We start from the raw sequence: 17,037 nt of genomic DNA, 5'->3' as shown, positions 1-17,037 counted from the left end.
ATATTCAATTTGATTTTTTGTCAGGATTACCCCTTCCTCTCATCGCCGGCATTCTATTCTCTTATCTCATTACTGTTTTATTTTTATACATTTTAATTTATCAGGGGGTTCTGAGAGCCAGAAAAAAGAAATTGGACCGATGGAATGCTCTTGCTGACAGTGTAATCTATAAAGTAATTTTTTATGAAGATGATAATCCTGATGGTGATCAGACCAGTGAATTATTGGATATAATTTCAAGAACAGATATCAAGATACCTAAAGGGCTGACTCAACACCTATCCAACAAGAGCTTTAGGAAAATTCTGATTCAAAAATTAATTGCAGTTAAGCTGAATATGTCTGGTGCTGCCTCCGAGAATCTTACAAGGCTTTTTAGGCAATTTAAATTTGACAAGCAGATTTTAAAAATGCTGAACAGTTCTTCCTGGTATAAAATGGCTTCTGCCATTCAGCAGATTGGGATAATGGAGTTGGATGAATATAAACAAAGGCTATTTGAATTTATTGATCATGAACGTGGATTAATCCGTGTTGAGGCTCAAAATGCTATTTTGAAATTTTATGGCTTTGAAGGTTTGCGCTTTTTGGATAATGCGACTTATCCAATCACTGAATGGCAGCAGATTAAATTATTGGATCAATTAGCCAGCTTACATACAGAAAATTTTACCGGAATTGAAATTTGGCTTGAATCCAAAAATGATACAATTGTGCTGTTTGCATTGAAACTGGTGAAAAATTATCACCGGTTTGAACTCTATGATCAGATTGTTGCCTGTCTCAGGCATAAAAATCCAATGGTCAGGCAACAGGCGATAATAGTTTTAAAAGAACTGCCAAGTGAGCAGTCGGCAGCAATATTAATTGATATCTATTTCTCTGAGACTGCTAATAATCAACTGGCTATTTTGCATGCACTTGAGTCAGTTAGTACAGATGCTGAAATTCCTTTTTTGGTAAGTCTACTTTCAGATGATGTTATTGCAATTAAGATTGCTTCGGCCAAGGCGCTTGCCTCATTGGGGCAAACCGGGATTGAGGCTATTCAATCCCATTCAGCTTCAAAGGAATATCCTCTTGCACAAATTATTGCACAAATACTAGAGGAGGCGGCATGAATTGGATTGACATAATTATTACAGTTTTTACAACTTTTCTTCTCTCTTTTTCTGTTTTTCTGATTTGCGGGTACATTTTTATCGGACTTTATTCGATAGGTGAGTTGAGAAAATATCTGAATAAGAACAGTTTTACAAATTATCGTTTGCTGGCCAACTCTGCTGATGCACCTCATATCAGTATTCTCGCTCCTGCCTATAATGAAGGGGCAAATATTATTGAAAATGTCCGTTCTCTTCTTTCCATTTATTACAGCAATCTGGAGGTAATCATTATCAATGATGGTAGCAAGGATGATACTTTACAAAAGCTTATTCCTGCTTATGAACTCTATAAATCAGAGCATTTTGTTGATGAGAGGCTATCTACCAAACCTATTAGGGGAGTATATAAAAGCAGGAATCCAATATATAGTAAGCTCATTGTAGTTGACAAGGAGAATGGTGGTAAGGCAGATGCGCTTAATGTTGGAATCAATGTTTCGAAAAACGATTTTATTGTTTGCATTGATGTGGATTGTATCCTTGAACAGGATGCAATCTTAAAGCTGGTAAAACCTTTTCTTGAATCTGCCAGCCATAGAGTGATCGCAACTGGTGGAGTGGTTAGGATTGCCAATGGTTGTGAAATTGCTGACGGACGCTTGATAAAAGTGCATCTGCCTCATCAATTATTGCCACGTATGCAGACTTTAGAATACATCCGTGCATTTCTGCTCGGTCGGATGGCCTGGAGCCGTTTAGGCGGTTTGATGCTGATTTCCGGTGCTTTTGGAGCTTTTGATAAAGAGATAGCGATAAAATGCGGCGGTTATAATCATAAAACAGTTGGTGAGGATATGGAACTGGTTGTACGCATGCGCCGATATATGGAAGAGATGAGACTTCCCTATAGGGTGAGTTTTATACCGGATCCACTTTGCTGGACAGAAGCGCCTTCAGATTTTAAAATTTTGGGAAGGCAGAGAAACCGCTGGACCCGTGGTACTATTGAAACACTAAAGATTCATAAAGTGATGTTTTTTAATCCTAAATATCATTTGATGGGGATGTTAAGTTATCCATATTGGTTCTTTTTTGAATTTCTTGCACCAATAATTGAGTTCGTTGGAATAATTTATTTTATCTTATCTGCAATATTGGGACTAGTTAATTTTGTGAATTTCTTTTCCCTATTGTTTATGATTTATTCCTTCGGACTTTTGTATTCAGTGTTTGCAATTTTGATGGAGGTACATACCTATAATCAATACAAAGAACCCAGAGATATGGTCCGATTATTACTAACAGCTATTTTGGAGCCTATTATTTTACACCCTTTTGGAGTATGGTCAGCCATTATGGGTAATATTGATTTTTTAAGGAAAAAATCCTCCTGGGGTGAAATGACCAGGACAGGTTTGTCGGGCGCAAAAAAATAGCTGGTTATGGAACAAAATCAAAAATCAGAAAATCAAATTCTAAGTAAATTTTATAATTCCTGTCAGGCTTTTGCAGGTATTGCAATCCTTTGGCTCATTCTTATTTTATTGCTTAGCGTAATTGAAAATATTTTCAATAGCATTACCCATGGCTTGGAATCTGGTTTCTTTGAAATTATGGTCTGGAGCTCAGTATTAAATGTTTTATACTGGTTGAAATTGCTCTTCTTTCTGTTTATCGTTTTTACAGCTATTTATTTCTTTTCAGCGAAGTTTGCCAGATTCTTTTTTCAGGCCTTTATCGTCTTTCTTTTCATTATTCAATTAGGACTGTTACTCTATTTTAACACTTCGCTTGTGCCTCTTGGGGCTGATTTATACAGTTATTCGATGGAAGATATAAATCAGACACTTGGAGCATCAGGTGGTGTGAGTTTTTTATCGGTCAGCGTTTTCATTATTCTTACTATAGGGGTTATTGCTGCTTTGCATTTTCTTTCCAGGCGGATCAAACTAAAACGAATTCCTGCTATTACTCTTCCGGTTTTGTCAGCTATTTATCTCCTTAGTGGTATATCTGAACATAACTTTAAGCCAGATTTTCAATCAGAGTTTGAAAATAATCTGATTGAAAATAAATCTGATTATTTTCTCAAATCTTCATATACTTTCTTATTTCCCGAAAAAATTGAAATTGATATTTATGATGATAGTTACATCGGAGACTTTGCTGATAATGAGGAAAGTAATATTGAATATGAATATGTTGATGAGATAAATTATCCCTTTTTACATAAAGATGCCTCTCAGGATGTTCTTTCACCTTTTTTTAATACTGGAGATTCTCCGCCTAACATAGTAATGCTGATTGCAGAAGGCCTTGGGAGGGCTTTCTCTAATGAAGGGGCATATCTCGGAAGTTTTACCCCTTTTCTGGATTCGCTTTCTGACCAAAGTCTCTCATGGAATAATGCATTAAGTCAGGGAGGGAGAACCTTTGCAGTTTTACCCTCTATATTGGGTTCTTTACCTTTCGCTAAAAGTGGATTTCTTGAACTTGAAAAAATGCCTGATCAGCTTTCATTGCTTAATCTGTTAAAGTTTAATGGTTACCAAACATCTTTCTATTATAGTGGTGATGCCAGCTTTGACCGGATGAGACAATATCTGGAAGCCAATGATGTTGATGAGATAAGAGATGAAAAGACCTTTCCAAAGGGATACCTCAAATTACCCAAGGTTAATAATTTCAGTTGGGGATATAACGATAAAGAGCTATTCAGATACTATTTGGCTAGTCGTCCAGCAATTCAGAATGCAAAGCCTCAGCTTAATATCATTCTGACGGTTTCTACTCATAATAATTTTTTGATCAACGAATCTGATAAATATGCCCGGGTCTTTGAGCAACATATGAACATTCTGAAATTTAATGATTCAAAAAAACTATTACACAGAAAAAATAGAATTCAGTATGTAAGTATTCTATACATGGATGATGCAATTCGACTTTTTATGAATGAGTATAAAAAGCGTGCAGATTTTGCAAATACCATATTCATCATTACCGGTGATCACCGTATGCCTGAAATTCCTATGAGTACAAAAATTGACAGGTATCATGTTCCGATGATTGTTTATTCACCATTATTAAAAAGGACTGCAAGGTTTTCTTCTGTTTCGAGTCATTTTGATCTGCCGCCAACTCTTCTTGCTTTTTTGAAGAACAACTATAAAATAAAACTCCCTGGCATCAATAGCTGGATCGGGGAGGGACTCGATACCAGCAGAAACTTCAGGAATTTGCATAGGATACCTTTAATCCAGAATAAAACCGATATTATTGATTTTGTGATGGGAGAGTACCACCTGAATGGCAATGATCTATTTAAGTTAAATCCAGGAATGGATGAAGAGAGGCTTAATGATGATGCAAGAAAGAATCAATTGTTAAATGAATTTAACCTATTCAAGAAAAGAAACGCTGTGATTACGAACGGCGGGAAAATTATTCCCGACAGCCTGTATAAAAACTACACACTCCCAAAATAGAATTAATTTTTATTCACAGAATACTCTTCAAGAATATTAGTTATGAGTGGCCGGTAATAATTCCAGAAAAAACTATGTCTTTCCATTGGATTTTTATCATCATAGAACATCCATTTTAAATAATTAATCCCTTTAAAATAGGATGAGTTGATCGAAACCGGGTTATCACAAAAATCCCCTGAAAAGTAATAAAAAAGGTAATCGTCGCCTTTATGAAAGGTAATGGCAGGAAAAACAGGAGGAATTCCCTGTCTTTTAAGTTCTGCCAATCCACGATCATTCATGCTGATCTTAAAATTAGCTGCTGATTGATTAACCTGTGGATCGTATTCAATAACATCAAACCAAAAGGGGTATTTAATCTCAGCAGGTAAACCAAGCTCTCTTTGCCCCTGCACACTGGTTTGAATATGAGGCATCGGGTTGCTTAGATGAACGCCATCTTCGAGTATTGCTACCTTGTCAGTATTGCTAACAAAAGCAATACCCGCTTTTTTGAAGGGCCACTGATTTTGGTGTTCCTTCTTGTAGTTGTTAATTAGCCAGCGTGGAAGTTCCATGTTTATTGTGGTGTCAAGACTCTCAAAATGCCTGGCTGTCCAGCCAGTCCATTTGATGGCAAACTCATTCTCAAAGCCTGCTCTGGCAGCTGAATCTGTGGGGTCACCAATGGTATTAAATTCGGCAATGACCAATTTTTTACGGCCTTTCATTAACCGGGCTAAAGCAACATCATTCTTACTCAAACCGCCATAAAGCATTCCCGATCGTTCATTGATGTTTTTTTTCTTAAACCACTCATTATTATAGATCCCATAGGTATCAGTGAAATAAACCAGATCTGCGTCCATGCTCAATTGATTGATCTGTTTATTGGAAAATCTTTCAAGACCTTTGAGCTTAAACTTTTCATCCTCAAGAGGGAAAAATCCAAAGTAATCACGGTCAATCGTGTATGATTTTTTACTGGTTTTTGTATATCGCTCCTGATTCAGAATCCAGTACAAAGAGCTATGCTCTTGTCCGGCTTTTGTTAATACTGTTTTATCTATGATTGCAGCCACCAGTTTGGTTTTGGGTGTCAGAAACCAAAATAACCACATAATCAGGGGCGTGAAGCAAATCAGAATGATGAGGTATAGGAATTTTCTGATCATATTAGAATTGTTTCATATATCCAATTCCTAATTCTACCTGATTTCCCCTTGTATCCTGGATATATTCCTGGTTTTCGAGAGAGGCTTTAAAGAAAATGATATTTGTTGTTTTAATACTTTTGCGATATCCTAAAGAAATATTATTTGATTTTAACTTATAGGTATTTCCATTATTATACAGCAAGTTGTTCCTTGGATTATCGGGTGAAAGGCCGGTGCCGATTCCAAAACTCAGATAATCATTGGCCCCTCCAAAATAATAGCGTGTACTGAATGCTACCGATTGTGAGATTGAATTATTTGATGGGGTAAGGAATGTTCTCAGATTAAACCAGAAGCTTTTATAATATTTGCCTATAGAACCTGTATAGATCCAGGTCTGGTCGCTGAAACTCAGCATCCTGAAACCTGCTTCGGCCTCGAATGCTGAAGGCAGATTTGCATACAACGAAAATCCTGCACGGTATTCAGGAAATACCCCCACATCGCCCGAATATCCTCCGCTCACATAGGCATAAAAGGTCTCGGATATTCTTGGGTAGAAATCAAGTTCGAACTGCGTGCCATTCGTCTTAAATCGGTTAGCAAAGTTTACTCTTGCAGTTAAGGAACCAATTCCGGTTTGCCGGCTGTAATCAATACTTCCTAAATGCCAGGGATCATCGAATTGTTTATCGAAATATACATAATCATAACTGAAGCCAATTTTGTTTTTTGAGCCAATGTTTCCGATGGAACCTGCAAGTGCACGGGCCTCGGTAAAATTTGGATTTAGCTTCAGCAGATGTCTTAAGGTAATATTCGCCTCCTCAAATTTACGCAGATCCAAAAATATTTTCGCGCCGAGCAAGAGCAGGCTTTCTGATTTTTCATTGTATTTTATTCCCTCAGAAACAATTTTAAATGCCTCCTCTGAATTATTGTTCCAGTATTCTAATGAACCATAAGCGAGGTAGAGGTCTTCATATCCTTTATTCTTCTCGAGAACTTTTTTGAATTCAATTCTGGCACTATCAGGTTTGTCAGTCCAAGTGTACAAACGGCCTAAAAATATTCTGATATCTGCATAATCCGGGCTCTGTTTTAAGGCCTGTTTGGTTAAAGCTATTGCTTTTGTATAATTCTTGTCGTCGAAAGCGAGTTTTCTGGCTTGAACAAACAATTCATCAGAAGATGGATTATTGTTTTGAGCAAAAACTAAAACTGAAACCAGATTAAAAAATATAAAATAAATGAATGTTGAATGTTTCATGATTTGTTGTAAATTGATATTGAGTTCAATTATCTCATCTAAAATTTGAATTTTTACTTTATCATTTTACTGAAAAATTAACCCTATTATCAATCATTAGATTCCTTAAGTAAATCAGGATTATTTCATTCGAATTTATGGATTTTAATATTATTCAACGATTATTGACTTTTGATATGTTCACTCATCAAAGTTTTTCCAGATAGCTATTCGTATTACTTAAATTGAAATGAATAATTCCATATTACTTGAAGTATTTAAATCTAGTCCTGTTCCTGTTTTATTGATAAGGAGGGAAATGTCTGGATATGCTGTTTTTAATGGTAATGTATCTTTTGCTGAACAGTTTAATCTGTCAGAGAATGAGATACACAATATAGACCTGTCAACGCTATACCAATTAATGACACTTCCGAATAAAGATATAAAGAGCATTTATGACTCTCTTAGTTTAATTCCAGGGACTGCTCAAAAGGAAAAATCAAGGACTGATTTTTTAAAAAAGCATGATGGTTTTCTAATTCAGGGACAATATTATGACGTAGAGCAAATTCCCATATATCTTGTTAAAAAGGCTGAGTTGTACATCTTGCAATATTGGCATAAACAAGTTGCCTCCAATCCCGAAATATCTGATCAGAATCCTTCAAAAGATGATTATACAGGACTTCAGCTAAAATATGAACTTGTTGAAACTATACTTGCCAATTTGCCGATCGGGATTGCAGTAAACAAAATTGATACCGGCGAAGCAACACTCGTTAACCCTCAATTCAGTAAAATATATGGTTGGAGCTCGGCTGATCTTTCGGATATAGAAACCTTCTTTAAAAGAGTTTATCCTGATGATTTTTATCGGAAACAGATGTTTAATTCTGTAATGTCAGATTTAAATAGCGGAATTCCGGAGAAAATGAGCTGGGAAAATATAAAAGTAACCGGATCTGACGGACAAACCCGAATTGTCAACGCAAAGAATATTCCATTGCCTGATCATAATCTGATGATTTCAACTGTTACTGATATTTCTATTTTAGCAAAGCAGGTAAATGAGATTGAGCGGACTAAAATCAATCAAGAGGCGCTTATCAATTCATCCTCAGATCTTATTTGGTCAGTGGACATGGATTGTAAGTTAATTACTGCTAACCAGGCTTTTATCCAATTATTTCTTTTAAGAACCGGTAAGGAAGTTGTGGAGGGAGATTCTTTGCTTGATGTGGCCTTTGGTGAGAAGATAGTTTCAGAGTGGAATGAGCTGTATATGAGAGCTTTTAAAGGAAAGGAGTTCAAGGTAAATAGGGAAAGTGTAGATCCTCATAGCGGTGAAAAAATTTATACAATAATTTCATTTTCTCCAATCAGGGATAATAAGAACAAGCAGTTTGGTGTGGCCTGTTATAGCAGGGATGTTACAGCAGAAACTCAAAATTTAACCGCCTATGAAAAGGCAATGACTGAACTGCGCAGCATCATGGATTCTTCGCTTGATATTATTTGTACGATGAGTCGTTCAGGAGTATTTATTAATGTAAGTAACGCTTCATTAAAAATATTAGGCTATACGCCCAAGGAACTCGAAGGAAGAAATTCCACAGATTTTGTACATCCTCTAGATGTTGCACGTACCTTAAAGGCAGCTGATGAAATCATGCAGGGACTTGAAATGACTAATTTTGAAAATCGTTATATCAGAAAGAACGGAACCTTTGTCGACTTGTTATGGTCAGTAAGATGGGATGCAAAATCTGCGAGAATGTATTGCATCGCAAAAGACGCATCTGAAATAAAAAAGGCAGAAACTGAATTAAAATTAAAAGAGCGTCGCTTTCGCAGTTTGGTCGAAAATGGTGCTGACGCAATTGTTATTCTTGATTCGATGGGTTTACCAACTTACATTTCACCCTCCGTTAAGAATATTTTGGGTTATTCAGAAGAAGAAGCCCTTAAGTTAAACTTGTTTGGGCTTTTACATCCGGATGATCGTCAGGAAGTAGTTAACAGGATACAGGAATGTTTGAAAAAACCCGGTATTCCCATTGCCGGTCATACTTCAAGAACAAGGCATAAAGATGGTTCCTGGCGATGGCTGGAAGCCACAATAACTAATCTCTTGCATGATCCTGAAATTAATGGGATAGTGGATAACTTCAGGGATGTTACCGAAAAGCGACAGTATGAACTTGAAATGAAACTGTTGATCAATAATTCCGAAGAAAGTTTTATTTTATTAAATACTGATCTGAAAATTGTATCGTTTAACCAACAGTTTAACCGGTTGTTCAAAAAATATTATGGTCTGGAGGTAAAAAGAGGAAATTCTATTATGGATTATGTAGCTCCAGGCCGGATTTCAGAAGTATTTGAAAGATATCAACGTGTATTAAAGGGTAAAGATGAGGAGTCGGAGTTGGTTATTCCATTAAAGGGTATAAATGAGTTGATTTTCTCTCTTCGATATAAATCTGCCCTTGATGAGTCTAAAAAGGTAATTGGTGTTTTTGTGACAATAACTGATGTTACTGAAAAAAGAAAAACTCTCAAACAGCTTCAGGAATCAGAAAGAAAATATAAACTATTGTTTCAGTCCAGCCCACTTCCTAAATTTATTTATGACCTGAATACCTACCGAATCCTTGATTGTAATAATTCTGCACTTTTGCTTTATGGATATTCTTCAAAGCAAATACTTAAGATGTCAATACTCGACTTATGCACTAAAATGGAATCCGAAAAAATGCTTTCAGCTCATATCGGTGTTGAGAATAGTAATTCTGTAATATCTTTTGGCACTTCCTGGCAAACCAAAAGGAATGGAGATTCGATCAGAGCAGAGGTTTCTGGTCATCGTTTTGATTACATGGGTCAAGCATGTATGATGGTAATACATAACGACATTACCGAGAAAGACAGGATTTTTCAGCAACTTAAGGAAAATGAAACTAAATTATTGAATGCTCAGAAAATTGCTCATTTAGGCTATTGGCAATCAATTCCAGAGACTAAATCATTGTACTGGTCGGATGAACTTTATGAGATATGGGGAATCGATAAAAACAAAGTAATTATTGATTATGACTATCTGATTAAGAGTATTCATCCAGAGGATCTTAAGGTGTTTCTTGCCAGCAGGACGAAGGCGCTGAATGGAGAAGAAGATCATGATATCAGGCACCGGATAATTTTGCCTGACGGTTCTATAAAGTGGGTTCATGCTAAAGGAAATTTAATCAGGGATGAAAATGGAAAGGTTCTTGTTTTTGAAGGTACAACGCAGGATATTACTGAATCGCAACTAGCTATGGAACGGTTGATAATCAGTGAGTCCCGCTATCGGGGGATTATTGAATCACAAACCAATTTTATTTTCAGGACAGATATTCAAGGTAATTTAACTTATTGTAATAATAAATATCAGCAGGAATTTGGATGGCTCTATCCTGATGGGGATATGTTAGGTAAATCAGCAATGGATGCGGTTATGGAGTACCATTACCCACGAATTTTTGAAGTAGTGGAAAAATGTTTTAAACATCCTAATAAAGTTTTTCAGGTGGAGATCGATAAACCATCACAGGTCAAAGGGAAAATTATCACAACTTTATGGGATTTTATCTGTTTGACAGGCAATGAAAATCAGCCTTTTGAAATTCAGTGTGCAGGTATTGATATCTCTGAGCAGGTAAAAACTAAAAATGAATTACAGCAGGCTTTTGATGAGCGAAATAATATACTTGAAAGCATAGGTGATGGATTTTTTGCTGTAGATAAGAATTGGATTGTTACCTATTGGAACAAACAATCTGAAAATCTATTAGGCCCAAAAAAGCTACAGGTTGTGAATCAGTACCTTTGGGACATATTTCCTGATAGTAAGGATTCAATATCACATCAAAATTATAAGAAGGCTATTGAAAGCAGGAAGGTGGTTAGTTTTGAGGATTATTATGAGCCAATGAATAAGTGGTATGAAATAAGTGCTTATCCCTCAGTTGAAGGGCTTTCTGTATATTTCAAGGATATAACAGAACGTAAAATTTATGATAAGCAAATAAATGAAATGAATATTGTCCTTAAGAAGAACCTTAAGGATCTTGCAATTTCTAATCAGGAACTTGAACAATTTGCATATGTTGCTTCTCACGATCTCCAGGAGCCTTTGAGAATGATTTCAAGTTTTTTGACTCAACTGGAGAAGAAGTATTCAGATAAGTTGGATGACAAAGCACACCAGTATATACATTTTGCTGTAGATGGAGCGAAAAGAATGAGGCAGATCATTCTTGATTTATTGGATTTTTCGCGTGCTGGCCGATTAGATCAGACAATTGAACAGGTAAATGTTAATGAGGTAATAGATGAAATTTCGCTTTTGTTAAGAAAGGAAATTCAGGAGCAAAATGCAGAATTAATAATTCATAATTTGCCGATAATTAATGTAACAAAAACAGTAATCAGACAATTATTTCAAAACCTGATTTCTAACAGCATTAAATACAGCATTAAGGGCTCAAGCCCGATAATAGAGCTGGATTCTGAAGAATTTGAAGATCATGTACTTTTCTCAGTAAAAGATAATGGGATTGGAATTTCTAAGGAGTATTTCGATAGAATATTCATTATTTTTCAAAGGCTACACAATAAAGATGAATATTCAGGAACTGGTATGGGATTGGCCATATGTCGAAAGCTTATTGAGAATTTAGGAGGGAAGATATGGGTTGAATCTGCTGAAGGCATAGGAAGTATATTTTATTTTACTATACCTAAATTAGTCGCTACAAATTCAGATTAATTACAATAAGATACAAAACCTTAGGCTTTTCAAATCAGAGACAAGTGTTTGAATGTTTACGTAAAAATAGTATTTAGATAAATTTTAACCATTGGGAATTTTTATATTTACGGATTCAGGAGAATTAAAATATGAAGTCATTTCACATATTACTTGTTGAAGACAATGAAGGTGATATCCTTCTTACAACTGAAGCTCTCGAAGATGGTAAAATTATGAACCGGACGACAGTTATCAAAGATGGTAAAAGTGCGATTGATTTTTTAGAGCAAACATCCTTAATCAATGAATTACCCGATTTGGTTCTTCTGGATGTTAATTTACCCAAAAAAAATGGCCATGAGGTGCTTCAGCATATAAAACAGCATGATAAACTTAAATGTTTACCAGTAATTATGCTTACTACTTCTTCTTCTGATAAAGATATTAAGCTTTCTTACGAGAGTCACGCTAATTGTTATATTACAAAGCCAGTTGATGCTATAGATTTTATTGAAGCAGTTACAAAGATTGAAGATTTTTGGATTAATATAGTACAACTACCTAAACGAAAGTAATGCCCGTTCCTAAGGATAATAGGCCATATAGTTTTTTGATTATTGAAGATAATCCTGGCGATTATTTATTAATTGAAGACTACATTATGGAGTACATTACCGCTCCTTTGATTACCCACGCTGTTAGCTTTGTAGAAGCCAAATCACTTTTTAAAGAAAAGGATTTTAAGCGTTTCGATTTAATTTTACTTGATCTTAGCCTTCCTGATAAGGGCGGTAGTGATCTGATTCAAGAGATGTTGCAAATCTGTCCAGGAAGTCCGATTATTGTACTTACTGGTTTTGCAGATTTTGATTTTAGTGTAAAATCTTTAGCAATGGGGATTTCTGATTATCTGCTCAAGGATGACCTTAATTCTTTTTTTCTATATAAAAGTATCATCTATAGTATAGAGCGTAATAAATCCTTGCTTGAACTTGAAGAATCCGAAAAAAAGTATAGTGATTTGTTCCATTTAAGTCCACAGCCCATGTGGGTTTATGAAGTTGAAACTCTTAAATTTCTAGATGTCAATGAGGCTGCAATTAAGCAATACGGATATAGCTTTGAAGAATTTTTGTCAATGACTATTGAGCAAATCCGTCCCGAGGAAGACATTCCGCTTTTGAAAGCGGTATTACAACAATCCAAAATTAGTATAAATCAACTTTTTGAGAATAGATTCAGGCATAAGCGTAAGAGCGGAGAAGTAATATATGTTGAAATTCAGAGTTCTTTAATTCTATTTAAGGGGCGTGTGGCAAAAATAATACTGGCTCAAAATGTTACAGATCAGATTAAATACGTCAGTGCAATTGAAGATCAGAACAGGAAGTTGAGTGAGATTTCCTGGATTCAATCCCACGTAGTCAGAGCACCCATAGCACGCCTCATGGGTCTGATTGATTTGATTAAAAATCCCGATATTTCTGAAGAACAAAAATTAGAAATGCTTGATTATATTCTTCAATCGGCATATGAACTTGACGATATAGTTAGAGATATTACTAAAAAGTCTGAGGCTTATAATATAGAGTTTAAAAGTTATGAATCCGGAGGTATTGATCGTTGATGATGATAGAATTTTCCTGATCATTCAAAAGCGAATGGTAGTTATGAGTGGTTTGCATGATAGTCCATTGGTATTTATTAATGGCAGGGAGGCATTAGATTTTATTCAAGCTTCTGCCGATGAAGACCGTTCTTTTTTGATTTTACTTGATATTAATATGCCGGTAATGAACGGGTGGGAATTCCTGGATACAATTTCTGGTACTTTTTCCATAGATAGAGTTCGCGTTGTTGTGGTGAGTTCATCAGTAAATGTTGTGGATAAGGAGAAAGCAAATCAGTACAGGCATGTAATTTCTTATCTGGAAAAACCCATTAAGCCTGAAAGTTTAACAGCACTAAAAACTATAATTTAATTTCTTACCTCACCAGAAGCATGGTTCGGATCTGCTGAATAGCATTATTCTGTAATCTTGCATAATATACACCCGGCAAATATCCTTCATTTTCGAAAGTAACCTTATGATTTCCGGCTCCAATTTCCATATCTACCAGAGTCTTAATTAGTTTTCCTTCGGTATTAAATACCTGGATTAATGTATGTCCGCCAAAGCTCTCATAGGATATTGTAGTTGAGGTTTGGAATGGATTCGGATAATTACTAATTAGATTTTTTCCGGCATTTACAGTGATAATTTCAGGGCTTGTAGACATACACGGCGCTGATTTTTTAATCACATTAATATTCTGAAAGTTTTTGAGCATCACATTCTCAAGTGTACTTTCAGGAACACAGAACCATTGCTGCAGGATGGAAGCATAGATTGATCTGAAATCATACTGCATTGGAACATTATCTCCGGTATTGGTAATTAAAGGAATCGTCGGACTTTTCCCAATAACGTCATTCTGAGCATAATGTCCAAATACAAATAAGGGAGCAGCTGCTCCATGATCTGTACCACCGCTACCATTTGATTTGATACGTCTGCCGAACTCGGAGAAGGTCATTCCTATTACTCGTTTTTGAGCACTTAAAAAGTTGAGGTCGTCCATGAAGGCTTTAATTCCTTCTGAAACTTTTTGAAGAAGGTTTGCATGATTACCTGTTTCCTTTGCTGTTGCATTTACCTGCTGAGCATGTGTATCAAAACCTCCCAGACTAACCATATAGATCCTTGTTTTTAATCCGCCTGCAATTAATCGGGCCACGATTTTTAACTGATCTGCAAGGCTGTTTCCTGTTGGATATCCTGCAAATTGCTTCGTGACTTTCGCGGCAGCGGCTTTTATGGCACTTCCATACTGCTGTGTTTGTTGAGCGATCTGACGGATATAGGTCAGCTCTTTTCCGCCTCGTGTATTTGGTGCATTGCCCTGAATTCCATTGATCAGGTTGTAAAAATTGACAGGGTCCGAAATAGCCATTCCCATGTTTACTGCAGGACCTTGCATGGCGGGAGAAACAAATGAACCAATCTGTATGGCAAGAGGATCGGGCATCACTGTATTCGGGAAACCCATCGGATAATTGGTGTATTCTTCATTCAGATAACGCCCTGCCCAGCCTGAGTTTATGGTCTGGTTGGAATCAGAAGCACTAAGCCATATATCCGTTGCCCTGAAATGGGAGAAGTTTGGCTGCGGATAACCTACAGACTGGATGATCTGAAGCTTTTCCTGGTTAAAAAGCGTTTGCAGTCCCGTCATAGATGGATGCAGACCCGTAAAACTGGTTCCGTTTAGTTTGAGTATCTTGTTTTTTGGAAGAATGATATTTGAACGGGCAATGGCCAGATTATCATACTGGTCAATCGGAATAACCATATTCAACCCATCATTACCTCCGTTAAGTTGAATAATAACCAATACGTGATCCGTTTCTGTTGGAGCTTGAGTAAGCGCCGAGACTAATGGAGATTCGGCAAAAGCCTTAAATGTGAAGCCATTAATCAGTGCCGGGAATACTATTCCAGCCGGTGCCGTACTTCGTATAAAATCCCTTCTTTTCATGATAGCTGATATTCAGGAAGATTCATGAGATACTTGTACATGGACTGAAGGCGATTTAATACAATGTTCCTGTTGGTTGTATTGCTTGTATTGGCCTTGTATGTTATCCAGGCATCTGTCCAGTAGGAGTCGGATGTTTGTCCGGATAATAAAATACTTTTTAAGAAATCTCTCACCTGCTGTGTGATATCGATGGTGTAAAGTATTTCCAGGCTATCATTGATCAGTGTATTGGGGTTTGCAGGATCAGATAATGCACTTACAAAGGCCAGGATATCGATATTGATCTTTTTACCGTTTCTGGTATATCCATTACCGATCATTACATCACTGAATTGATTCCTTCTGGGCAGTGTATCGGCATTGATCCAAAGTTCATGAAATTGAGGTTCCTGGTAATATGCAGACCAACCTGCAACTCCTGGTGGATCACCAATATTTTGCTGCATATTGGAGGCTTGCGTACGGATATAATCATGCATAAAATATTGATTAACATAGTCGGAAGTATCCGGGAATACCATACTGAATTCTCTGGCAAGTCCGATACATAAATCAACAGGGCTCTTAATCAAACCAGCTCTGTTTACAAGGTCGAAAAAATGTTCGCTACTAAAAAGCACCTTAAGGACGGGTTTTATTTCATAATTGCTTGTCCTGAAAAGATTTGCCATCGGTGTAATTACATTGGCCTCTGTCGCCCCATCTATTTCATAATAGACAAAGAAGCGATATAATTTACGGCAAATATGAAGGGCGGTCTCATTTTGAAGAAAGATTAAATTGATAAGCTCATCTGTCTCTCCCGCTCCATTTGCTCCTGCTTTACCTGTTATTGTAGCATTATTATAAAATGAAGAAAATTGTTTGATACCAGTATCGTGTCTGTTGGGATCAAATACGGATGATATTGTTGTTGCATTTACGGTATAACCTGTTAAAACCCGCGCAGCTGCTTTTACATCCCCTTCGGTATAATTTGATTTAGGACCCTTTCCAAGGGTGAAAAGTTCCTGTAATTCACGGGCATAATTTTCATCCGGTGAATTTTTATTGTTTAGATATCCGTTCAGATACCTTAACATAGCCGGATCAATAGTTATTTCTTTTACAAACTCTTTAAAATTGCCCAAAGCATATTTTCTGAGCAACATATGATGTTTGTAAACATAGCGTGCATCCCCAATGTCCAGAGTTTCTGTAGCAAAATGATTATGCCAGAAGAGGATCATTTTTTCGTGAATTGATGTACCTTGATTGAGCATAAGGCCAGTCCACCACGACTTAAATGAAGTATATCTTCGACTATTTGCATTGCCGTCAAACACTGCATTTACCCAGGTTTGACCTGCAGTAACGTTGGGGTCCGTAAAATTGGTGTCGTTGTAGTTATTAAGTGGAGGGGCAGGTACTATCTCAGCATTCAGCAAAATATCCAACCCTTCAGAAAGAGTTTTACCACTTAGTATTTTAATGTCAGCCTGTTTAGTCCCAAATAAGGTGCGCTTTAACAAATGGATGATTTCTTGTCTGCCAAATGGAGGGAAAAATGCAGATAATCCCGTATAGGTACGGGACTTAAAAGATAAATCCGTTTTAGAATTTGCCTTTGCAGATAAAAAACTACGACGATCCATAAAGGATAGTATATGTTAAAATTTTGCTGCCAATTGAACAT

At 36.4% G+C, this 17,037-nt stretch carries 11 protein-coding genes; 7 read left to right on the top strand and 4 right to left on the bottom strand.

Going from position 1 to position 17,037, the window contains the following annotated elements; translation table 11 throughout:
* The first annotated feature begins 17 nt into the window (after positions 1–17).
* The 3 genes from Q8M41_RS14140 to Q8M41_RS14130 are packed head-to-tail and all read left to right on the top strand — an operon-like array spanning position 18 to position 4,594.
* Positions 18–1,121: a HEAT repeat domain-containing protein gene (locus Q8M41_RS14140; RefSeq protein WP_305365933.1), complete on the top strand. Its 1,104-nt coding sequence runs from the start codon at positions 18–20 to the stop codon at positions 1,119–1,121.
* Positions 1,118–2,542, top strand: a complete 1,425-nt coding sequence (locus tag Q8M41_RS14135) for a glycosyltransferase (RefSeq protein WP_305365932.1) — start codon at positions 1,118–1,120, stop codon at positions 2,540–2,542. Before Q8M41_RS14140 ends, Q8M41_RS14135 begins: the two co-directional genes overlap by 4 nt.
* Positions 2,543–2,548: 6 nt before the next feature.
* Complete coding sequence (locus Q8M41_RS14130; RefSeq protein ID WP_305365931.1) at positions 2,549–4,594, top strand: LTA synthase family protein; 2,046 nt, start codon at positions 2,549–2,551, stop codon at positions 4,592–4,594.
* Positions 4,595–4,596: 2 nt separating this feature from the next.
* Here Q8M41_RS14130 and Q8M41_RS14125 read toward each other — a convergent pair whose 3' ends face one another.
* Together Q8M41_RS14125 and Q8M41_RS14120 are read right to left on the bottom strand one after the other, a co-directional pair.
* Entirely contained in the window at positions 4,597–5,751 is a 1,155-nt protein-coding gene (locus Q8M41_RS14125; protein ID WP_305365930.1) for a hypothetical protein, read from the bottom strand.
* A gap of 1 nt (position 5,752) precedes the next feature.
* Positions 5,753–7,003, bottom strand: a complete 1,251-nt coding sequence (locus Q8M41_RS14120) for a YaiO family outer membrane beta-barrel protein (protein WP_305365929.1) — start codon at positions 7,001–7,003, stop codon at positions 5,753–5,755.
* A gap of 229 nt (positions 7,004–7,232) precedes the next feature.
* Between Q8M41_RS14120 and Q8M41_RS14115 the strand changes: the two genes are divergently transcribed.
* The 4 genes from Q8M41_RS14115 to Q8M41_RS14100 all read left to right on the top strand — a co-directional run bounded on the left by Q8M41_RS14115 (position 7,233) and on the right by Q8M41_RS14100 (position 13,762).
* A complete protein-coding gene (locus tag Q8M41_RS14115; RefSeq protein ID WP_305365928.1) occupies positions 7,233–11,798 on the top strand; it encodes a PAS domain S-box protein in 4,566 nt (1,521 codons plus the stop codon).
* Between the two features lie 131 nt (positions 11,799–11,929).
* Positions 11,930–12,355 (top strand): response regulator, encoded by a 426-nt coding sequence (locus tag Q8M41_RS14110; RefSeq protein ID WP_305365927.1) that lies wholly within the window; start codon positions 11,930–11,932, stop codon positions 12,353–12,355.
* Positions 12,355–13,407 carry a PAS domain S-box protein gene (locus Q8M41_RS14105; protein WP_305365926.1) on the top strand — a complete coding sequence of 351 codons (1,053 nt, stop codon included), beginning with the start codon at positions 12,355–12,357 and terminating at the stop codon, positions 13,405–13,407. Before Q8M41_RS14110 ends, Q8M41_RS14105 begins: the two co-directional genes overlap by 1 nt.
* The gene (locus Q8M41_RS14100) at positions 13,382–13,762 is read left to right on the top strand and encodes a two-component system response regulator (protein WP_305365925.1); all 381 of its coding nucleotides are present in this window, start codon (positions 13,382–13,384) and stop codon (positions 13,760–13,762) included. Before Q8M41_RS14105 ends, Q8M41_RS14100 begins: the two co-directional genes overlap by 26 nt.
* A 4-nt stretch (positions 13,763–13,766) precedes the next feature.
* Here Q8M41_RS14100 and Q8M41_RS14095 read toward each other — a convergent pair whose 3' ends face one another.
* On the bottom strand, positions 13,767–15,359 hold the full coding sequence (locus Q8M41_RS14095) for a DUF1501 domain-containing protein (protein WP_305365924.1): 1,593 nt from the start codon (positions 15,357–15,359) through the stop codon (positions 13,767–13,769).
* Complete coding sequence (locus tag Q8M41_RS14090; RefSeq protein ID WP_305365923.1) at positions 15,356–16,996, bottom strand: DUF1800 family protein; 1,641 nt, start codon at positions 16,994–16,996, stop codon at positions 15,356–15,358. The genes Q8M41_RS14095 and Q8M41_RS14090 overlap by 4 nt, the downstream gene beginning before the upstream one ends.
* Positions 16,997–17,037 lie beyond the last annotated feature (41 nt).

This window comes from Daejeonella sp. (assembly GCF_030684675.1).
In the GTDB taxonomy this organism is placed as follows: domain Bacteria; phylum Bacteroidota; class Bacteroidia; order Sphingobacteriales; family Sphingobacteriaceae; genus Daejeonella.
The sequence above is the reverse complement of the archived record's forward strand: the minus strand, read 5'-3'. Positions and strand labels throughout refer to the sequence as shown.